The organism is Paraburkholderia sediminicola (assembly GCF_046027825.1).
Taxonomy (GTDB): Bacteria; Pseudomonadota; Gammaproteobacteria; order Burkholderiales; family Burkholderiaceae; genus Paraburkholderia; species Paraburkholderia sediminicola_D.
The window spans coordinates 1-7,960 of sequence record NZ_JAQQDU010000171.1; the positions used below are offsets into that span (position 1 = coordinate 1).

The following is a 7,960-nucleotide window of genomic DNA, read 5'->3' on the forward strand; positions in this document are numbered from 1 at the left end:
TCCATAAGAACTATTCGATTCTATGAAAGCAGAGAGCCACCTAGACTGCAAGTTATTCTCGCCACCCGCCAAGGAGAAGCAAGGTGTCCCGGAACAACGATGCAACTTTCTGGCACAACGCCAGGCAGCACCTCATCCGCTACGGCGGCACCTTCGAGCCGATGATCATTGAGCGCGCCCAGGGCAGCTTCGTCTATGACGCGGACGGCCGCGCGATTCTGGATTTCACCTCGGGGCAGATGAGCGCGGTGCTGGGGCACAGCCATCCGGACATCGTGTCGGTTATCAACGAATACGCCGGCAAGCTTGACCACCTCTTCAGCGGGATGCTCTCGCGACCGGTGGTCGACCTGGCGGCCCGGTTGGCCGACATCACGCCTGACGGACTCGACCGGGCGCTGTTGCTCAGTACCGGCGCGGAGTCTAACGAGGCTGCCATTCGCATGGCGAAGCTGGTCACCGGCAAATATGAAATCGTTGGTTTTGCGCAGTCCTGGCACGGCATGACGGGAGCCGCAGCATCCGCGACCTACAGCGCCGGCCGCAAGGGCGTCGGTCCGGCGGCCGTCGGCTCCTTCGCGATCCCCGCCCCGTTCCGTTACCGGCCGCGTTTCGAGCGCAATGGCGAATACGATTACCTGGCGGAACTGGACTACGCCTTCGATCTCATCGATCGTCAGTCCAGTGGCAATCTCGCCGCGTTCATTGCAGAGCCGATCCTCAGCTCCGGCGGGATCATCGAACTGCCACCAGGCTACATGGCCGCGTTGAAGCGCAAATGCGAGGAGCGCAGCATGCTGCTGATCCTCGACGAAGCGCAAACCGGGGTCGGGCGCACGGGCACGATGTTCGCCTGTCAGCACGATGGCGTCACGCCCGACATTCTTACGCTGTCGAAGACGCTGGGTGCCGGCCTGCCGCTCGCGGCCGTCGTGACCTCCGCGCAGATAGAGGAGCGCGCCCATGAGTTGGGTTACCTGTTCTATACGACCCATGTGTCCGATCCGCTTCCCGCCGCCGTTGGTCTGCGGGTGCTGGATGTGGTCGAGCGCGAGGGGCTGGTTGCGCGTGCGAACCTGATGGGCGAGCGGCTCAAACGCGGCCTGCTAGATCTGATGGAACGCTTTGAGTGTATCGGCGACATTCGCGGACGCGGGTTGCTTCTGGGTATGGAGATCGTCAAGGACCGACACACGAAGGAGCCGGCGGATGGACTTGGCGCAAGGATTACCCGCGAGTGCATGAACCTGGGGCTCAGCATGAACATCGTGCAGTTGCCCGGCATGGGCGGTGTCTTCCGGATCGCCCCTCCGTTGACCGTCCACGAGGATGAGATCGACCTGGGCCTGGAACTGCTCGGGCAGGCGATTGAGCGTTCGCTGTAATCGCCTCGCCTGAGTTGCTTTCCCGGCTCATGATTCGTTCGAGCCTAAAGTTGACCCGCCGTTGAGTTCTGCACGAACGTCGAAATCACGTCGACGATATGCTCTGCCAGCGGGAGATCGGGGTTCGAGTACGCTGCGAGGTTTTCGCTCCGGTCCTGGGTGCGGATCGTCTTCAGGACATGATTGGCGTTGGCGACGAGCTTGAGTTTGGCTCGGGGATTTGCTTGCTTCAACAGTTGCGCATCTTGGGGGCTGACCTGAAGATCCCGCAAGCCCTGCACGATAAGCACCGGCTTCGTATAACCGGCCAGAAGCGTAGCTGGATCAAGCGTCAATTCGCTCATGAGAAAGCGCTGGACTTGCGGCCCGAACAACGGTATCAGTGCGGGATCGATCTTTGCCGCGTCGACCGCATGCCCGGCGTCGAGGGATTCGAGTACCGATATTGCATTGCCCAGGATGGGGGCATTTGCAGGGTTTGATTGCAGTTGCTCCCTCAATACCTTTCCGAGCGGGCGTCCTGCTGTGGATACCAGGATCAGGCCGCAAATGTCGGCCGTGTGCTGCGCGGCAACCAGCGCCACCAATCCGCCTTCGCTGTGCCCCAACACCCAAACGCAGGAGGCACCCGTCCGCCTTCGGATGCTCGTCACCCACGCGTGCACGTCCGTCGCGTAGTCCTCGATGGTGACGTCATTTGCGTCAGGTATTGCAGAGGCACTGCCGAACATACCCCTTTTGTCAATTCGAACCGACGCGATACCACGGCTTTGCAGCCCGTCGGCGATCAACCGGTAGGTCGATGCCCGAAGACCGTTTGGGCCATTGCCGTCCCGGTCAGTTGGACCCGAACCCGGTACGATCAGAACCACCGGGACGTCATGAGCGGCAGGCGACAGCAGCGTCCCTCGCAAGGGTCCTGCGGGACCCGGCGCTTCAATGTCCGTCTGCATCATCTGTGGCGGGATGCCAGAGCTGATAGCTGTAGCCATTGCGATAGTCGCCAGAATACCCATTCAAGTCGCCTCTGATTCCATTGAACGATGTGGGCGACCGTGTCGAACGTCTCAAGATGGCCGCACTCAGAGCTTCGCAGCCAGCAAGCTGAACAAACGGTATCCTGAGATCAAGTGTAATCTCGTCAATCATTTCAGATCCAGTTTTCACGAACACTCAGGATGAGCCATGAGCACCAAACTTCAGATTGCGTCCGGTCGAGCCACGCTGGCTGCGGAAGTTGTCGGCAATGGTGACCCGGTCGTCTTTCTGCACGCCCGTGTCTGTGATCGCCGCATGTGGCGCGCGCAACTGGATGGCATCGGCGTTAGCAACAAGGCGATCGCCTACGATCGGCGGGGCTTTGGCAAGACCCGCGCCGACGAGGAGGATTTTTCTGCAGTCGCGGACTTGATGGCGGTGATTGACGCCACGGCGGAAGGCAAGCCCGTGATCCTTGTTGGATGCTCACAGGGCGGTGAGATCGTGCTCGATGCGGCCCTTCGGCATCCATCACGTGTCCGTGCGCTTGTTCTCATCGCACCCAACGTGACCGGCGCGCCCGAGGCAATCTGCCAGCCCGAAATCGAGGGCCTGCGGATAAGATTGAAGGAAGCCGAAAAGACCGGTGATATAGATCAGGCGATCGCGATGAGAACTCGCCTTTCTCTAGACGGCCCACTGGAGCCAGAAGGTCGTGTTATGGGTCCGGCTCGCCAACTGTTCGTCGACATGAACTCAGTTGCGCTCAGGTCTGCGCCGATCGGGGCAAATCTTGATGCCGTAGCCGCCTATCATCGTTTGGGTGAGATATCGGTGCCATCTCTTGTGATTTGTGGTGACCTCGACCTTCCCACCACTCAAGAACGAAGCCGGCATGTTGCAAATGCGGTGTTGAACGGGTCGTACCGTGAGTTGAGCGGCGCCGCCCATCTGCCGAGCCTGGAGCGACCGGTGGAAATCACGAACCTGGTCATGGAGTTCGTCAGCCGCTGTTCTGGCCGCGGGGGATAGGCCGGTCGGTATCACTCAACACCATTGATCAGCCATGGTAGTAGCCGTCGACCACGGAGTTTTGCAGCACGCCGTCGACATACACGCCGACGGGGTCGCCGTCGGCGGAGGTGAGTATCGAACCACCGGACACGCCGGGGAGTTTCATTCGGCCGCCTTGAATCTCGGCCATCTCTTTGTGATCGAGTTCCACGGATTTGTCGAGATCATGGATGTTCAACGTGTTCATGATGTGTCTCCTTGAACAGAGGACGGTTGCAGGGGTGTCAAGCGGCCGGTCGCTTGCAGTACGCCTTGCAGGTCTCATGCCATCCGGGCTTGGTCCGTACGAAGGCCGTCGCAGCGCGATGCGCGACGACGCGAGTTGGGCTGCAGCCATCATGTGGGCACGCGGTGTCGGCAAGCAACTGACAGGTGGTCGCCCGTGTTGTCTTGAGCCGCCGGCTATCGGTTGTGACGACTTGTTGTCGCTCGCCTTTGGCGTGGCGGTCATGCTTGTGCCGCTGGCTACCGCTGGGCAAATGATTGGTAAGCGCGGGTAAACCGGCCTCGCCGCGAGAGGCCTGATCACCGCACGCGATAGATCGCGCTCACCCTTGTCCGGAGATCAGCCTTTATATCGTTCACCGTCGGCGGCTATCAACGGGCGACGAATGACCGTTCACGCGAATGGCGAATGAGTCTTGTCGACCCACAAGAGACCTTCGATGTTATTTTCGACGACGGTCCGTTCATGGGGGCGCGTCGGACATTGGGGAATATCAGCACGAACGCCTTGCCGCAGAAGAATCGAACAAACAAACGGCTTTACCTATTCAAAATCTAACCGTGACGCATGGCAAATGCCACGTGTTCAGAAAGGCGAATATCTGCCCCGCAAAGTCAGGTTCGCCTGTTTGGCGTAGCGGTTCGGAGCGGCCGCACGGCCCCGTTCTGTAAGGTTTAATTCAGGGATGTACCCCTCCCGGGTTAACCGATCGACGTGATTATTGAAATCAACGGCGAACCGCATACTTGTCCTCATTCGCTGACAACATCGACGGAGGAAAGTGGAATGGTAGGGGACAAAAGGAAGAGACTGAAAACGGCCTGCGCGGCGCTCGTACTGAGCGGGCTCGTATGGCACGGCATGCCGGGCGCACAGGCCGGGGACCAGGTAGTCAACGTCTACAACTGGGGCAATTCGATCGGCAAGAGTACGGTCGCGAACTTCGAGAAGGTCACCGGCATCAAGGTCGTGTATCAGGAGTTCGATTCGAATGACACGCTTCAGGCGAAGTTGCTCGCGGGCACTTCCGGTTATGACGTCGTGGTGCCGTCCGACTACTACTGGGCGCGTCAGTTGCAGGCCGGCATCTATCAGAAGATTGACCGGTCGCACATATCGAACTACGCGCTACTCGACCCCGACATCATGAAGACCCTCGCGAAGGACGATCCGGGCAACCAGTATGGCATTCCGTGGTCGTGGGGCACCGACGGCCTCGGCATCAACGTCGAGAAAGTGAAGGCCCTGCTCGGCGACGACGCTCCGCTCGATAGCTGGTCGCTGCTGTTCGACCCGAAGTACGCGCAGAAGCTCAAGAGCTGTGGCATCTCGATCCTCGATTCGCCCTCCGACGCCTTCACGGCCGCCCTCATCTACCTGAAGAAAGACCCCAACTCGGATAATCCGGCCGACATCCAGGCCGCCTATGAGGCGGTCAAGGCGATCCGCCCGTACATCTCGCAGTTCAACTCGAGCGGCTACATCAACGACCTCGCGGGCAATGACATCTGCATCGCACTCGGCTGGTCGGGTGATGTCAACTCCGCGCGCATCTCCGCCGCCGACGCCCATAAGTCGTATCACGTCAAGTACCTGATTCCGAGCGAAGGCACGCCAATCTGGTTCGACATGATGGCGATCCCGAAGGACGCGCCGCATCCCGATGCCGCGCAAAAGTTCATCGACTTCGTGCTATCGGAGAAGGAGAGCGCGGCCCTGACCAACGACACGTCGTATCCGTCCGCGGTGCCATCGTCGCGGCATCTGGTGCGTGCCGAGGTGCTCGCCGACCCGGCCGTGTTCCCCCCGCCCGAGGTGTACCGCAAGCTGGTCATCAGCAAGCCGATGACAGCGCAGCTGATGCGTCTCGAGAACCGTCTTTGGGCGAAGCTCAAAACCGATTGATCCTGCCACTCGTCCTTTCTCTGCGCCCGGCCGTGCGGCCGGGCAGAAGTTGATCGATCCGAAAATCGCTCAGGGAATCAGCAGCTCGCGGCGCCCGTCAGGATGTTCAACGCGCTCGCCCGGGAACGGCAAGCGCTGGTCGTCGCGGTAGTTGTAGAGCGCGCGCGCTGCCGCGATCTGCGCGAAGTCCAGCACGACGGCGTGGTGGCTCTCCTCGCGTCCCGCTTCGAACAGCATGCGCCCGAACGGATCCACGGCAGCGCTGCCGCCCGCAAACGTGATGTCACCGCTGCCTTCGCCGACCCGGTTCGCCATCACGGCGAAGACCTGGTTCTCCTGGGCGCGCGCCATGATCGCCGTGCGGTGGACGTGGCCGAACGGCTCCATGTTGCCATTCGTCACGAGTAACAGCTCCGCGCCCAGTTCGATGAGCGCGCGTGCGCTCTCGGCAAATTCGATGTCGTAACAGATCAGCAGGCCGAGGCGCACGCCGCGCCATTCGACCGTCGCGTATCGATCGCCGGGCAGCACAACGCCATGCTCGGAGACCCACAGGTGCGTCTTGCGATAGCTGAGCGCGACGCCCTCCGGCGTGACGAACACAGTCGTGTTGTAGAACTGGCCGCGATCGTGCTCGATCAGCCCCGTCACCACGGCGACGTCGTGCTCGCGAGCGGCGTCCTTGATTGCGCGAATGCTCGGGCCGTCGAGCGGCTCGGCCAGCGCAGCAAGCTCTTCGACTTCGAGAAAGCCGGTCATCTGGGCTTCAGGGAACAGGACGATATCGGTGTCTGCGGCGCAGGTGGCGATTGCCCGTAACGTACGCTTCAAGTTGTAGACCGTGTCGCCGTCGCGACCGGCCAGTTGTACGATTTCAATCTTCATGGTTGGACCTTTTTTGATGAGCGGATCTTTTCCCGCATACTCTTGAGTCTTCGCCCAGGGGCGAATTCAAGTATGACTTTTGCCGCCGCTTTTAATAATCACGTCGATTGGTTAACCCGACGGGGGTACGCGCATGAATCTCACCTTGCAGGACGTGGCGTGGCACCGGTCGGTCGGCCAGCTCATCGAGTGTGTGGATCGTCCGGGCTTCTGGCTTGCGCTGACACGACATTTCGACGAGTACGTGAACGTTGACAGCTGGGTCGCGCTGCTATTCAGCAACGGCCGCCCGCACGTGTTCGCCGAATCGCAGTATGAAGGCGACGGCCCGGATCCGCTCTTTAACGACTACGTGAAGGGTCTGTATCTGCTGGATCCGTTCTACATTGCCAATCGCGAGGCGCTCAAGAGCGGGCTCTTCCGTCTGTCCGATGTCGCACCGGAGTGTTTCGACCAGACCGATTACTACAAGCTCTATTTCACGCACAACGTCGTCTCGGACGAGGTGCAATACAACGTCCAGCTCGACGGCTCGCGCACGCTCTGTCTTTCGCTCGGCCGCAAGAAGCGCTTCAGTCCGGAGGAGATCGCCCTGCTCGACCTGATGCGGCCCTGGGTGGCCGCGTTGATGCGGCAACGGATGTTCTTCGAAGGAGTACTTGCGGAGAAAAGCGCCGCGCCGCAGACGCCTCAGTGGCAAGGCAGTCTCGAAGAGGCGATGAAGCAGCGCGGCACGCCGCTCACGGCGCGCGAGTTGGATGTCGTCAGACTGATGCTGAGTGGCCGCTCGAACAAGGAGATCGCGTACAAGCTCGCGATCTCCGCCGAGACGGTGAAAGTCCACCGCCGGAACGTCTATGGGAAGCTCGATATCAAATCGCAGTCCGAGCTTTTCTCGCTGTTCCTGAAGGCACAGATCGAGTCGTAGCGATCGGTCCGCCTAGCCCGTGGGCTGCGTACGCCCTCGCCGTACAAGCAGGTCCGGGCCACGCGGGAATGTCCCTTGTCCGGGCGGCACCGACGTTCGAATGTCCGCATCAGAATGCGGGCCAACGGCCGTAGATGGCCGGGAGCGGAAATACGAGGTCGGCTCGAACACCACAAACCGTGGTTGAAAACCGAATTCCCGTAGACGACGCGAATCCGGCATAGATCACTCCCCCATCCGGTCAGCGACGGCTTTCGGTGGAACCCGGCACGGGTAGTGAAGGAGGTAGCGCTACCGGTGGGCGTCGAGTTCGAAACCGCGCCGTCACTCTCGAAAAACGAAGTTGGCTAATAGCATGCCGATGAATGCGGAGGCTCCGCAAATCAATGCCGCGATACTGTGTGCTGGGTAATGGACCGCGACAGGATGGGCGAACAACACGGCAAAAAACGTGAAGATCGCAGTGAATGTCACGCGTTTGAATTTAAGCGTCGTTTCTCGCACAACGACTCCCCGGAAGGAAAGGCTGATCGGACCGCCTGGACGAATTACAGCAGTTCAAACGACGCACTGTCAACA

Annotated in this window: 8 protein-coding genes; 5 read left to right on the top strand and 3 right to left on the bottom strand. The window is 60.4% G+C overall.

Annotated features, from left to right (window positions below; all coding sequences use genetic code 11):
- Positions 1–83 precede the first annotated feature (83 nt).
- The gene (locus PQQ96_RS40850; RefSeq protein WP_408302916.1) at positions 84–1,385 is read left to right on the top strand and encodes an aspartate aminotransferase family protein; all 1,302 of its coding nucleotides are present in this window, start codon (positions 84–86) and stop codon (positions 1,383–1,385) included.
- 44 nt (positions 1,386–1,429) lie between these two features.
- Here PQQ96_RS40850 and PQQ96_RS40855 read toward each other — a convergent pair whose 3' ends face one another.
- On the bottom strand, positions 1,430–2,341 hold the full coding sequence (locus PQQ96_RS40855) for an alpha/beta hydrolase (RefSeq protein WP_408302929.1): 912 nt from the start codon (positions 2,339–2,341) through the stop codon (positions 1,430–1,432).
- A 229-nt stretch (positions 2,342–2,570) separates the two neighbouring features.
- Here PQQ96_RS40855 and PQQ96_RS40860 point away from each other — a divergent pair, with 229 nt between their 5' ends.
- Positions 2,571–3,395: an alpha/beta fold hydrolase gene (locus PQQ96_RS40860; protein ID WP_408302919.1), complete on the top strand. Its 825-nt coding sequence runs from the start codon at positions 2,571–2,573 to the stop codon at positions 3,393–3,395.
- A 28-nt stretch (positions 3,396–3,423) separates the two neighbouring features.
- On the opposite strand, the gene PQQ96_RS40865 is transcribed toward PQQ96_RS40860, so the two are convergent.
- Complete coding sequence (locus PQQ96_RS40865) at positions 3,424–3,624, bottom strand: hypothetical protein (protein WP_408302921.1); 201 nt, start codon at positions 3,622–3,624, stop codon at positions 3,424–3,426.
- Positions 3,625–3,700: 76 nt separating this feature from the next.
- Between PQQ96_RS40865 and PQQ96_RS40870 the strand changes: the two genes are divergently transcribed.
- Positions 3,701–3,937 carry a hypothetical protein gene (locus PQQ96_RS40870; protein ID WP_408302923.1) on the top strand — a complete coding sequence of 79 codons (237 nt, stop codon included), beginning with the start codon at positions 3,701–3,703 and terminating at the stop codon, positions 3,935–3,937.
- A gap of 512 nt (positions 3,938–4,449) precedes the next feature.
- On the top strand, positions 4,450–5,568 hold the full coding sequence (locus tag PQQ96_RS40875; protein ID WP_408302925.1) for a polyamine ABC transporter substrate-binding protein: 1,119 nt from the start codon (positions 4,450–4,452) through the stop codon (positions 5,566–5,568).
- Between the two features lie 69 nt (positions 5,569–5,637).
- Here PQQ96_RS40875 and PQQ96_RS40880 read toward each other — a convergent pair whose 3' ends face one another.
- Entirely contained in the window at positions 5,638–6,453 is an 816-nt protein-coding gene (locus PQQ96_RS40880) for a carbon-nitrogen hydrolase family protein (RefSeq protein WP_408302926.1), read from the bottom strand.
- 133 nt (positions 6,454–6,586) lie between these two features.
- Here PQQ96_RS40880 and PQQ96_RS40885 point away from each other — a divergent pair, with 133 nt between their 5' ends.
- Positions 6,587–7,381, top strand: coding sequence for a LuxR C-terminal-related transcriptional regulator (locus tag PQQ96_RS40885; RefSeq protein ID WP_408302927.1), 795 nt, complete (start codon positions 6,587–6,589; stop codon positions 7,379–7,381).
- Positions 7,382–7,960 lie beyond the last annotated feature (579 nt).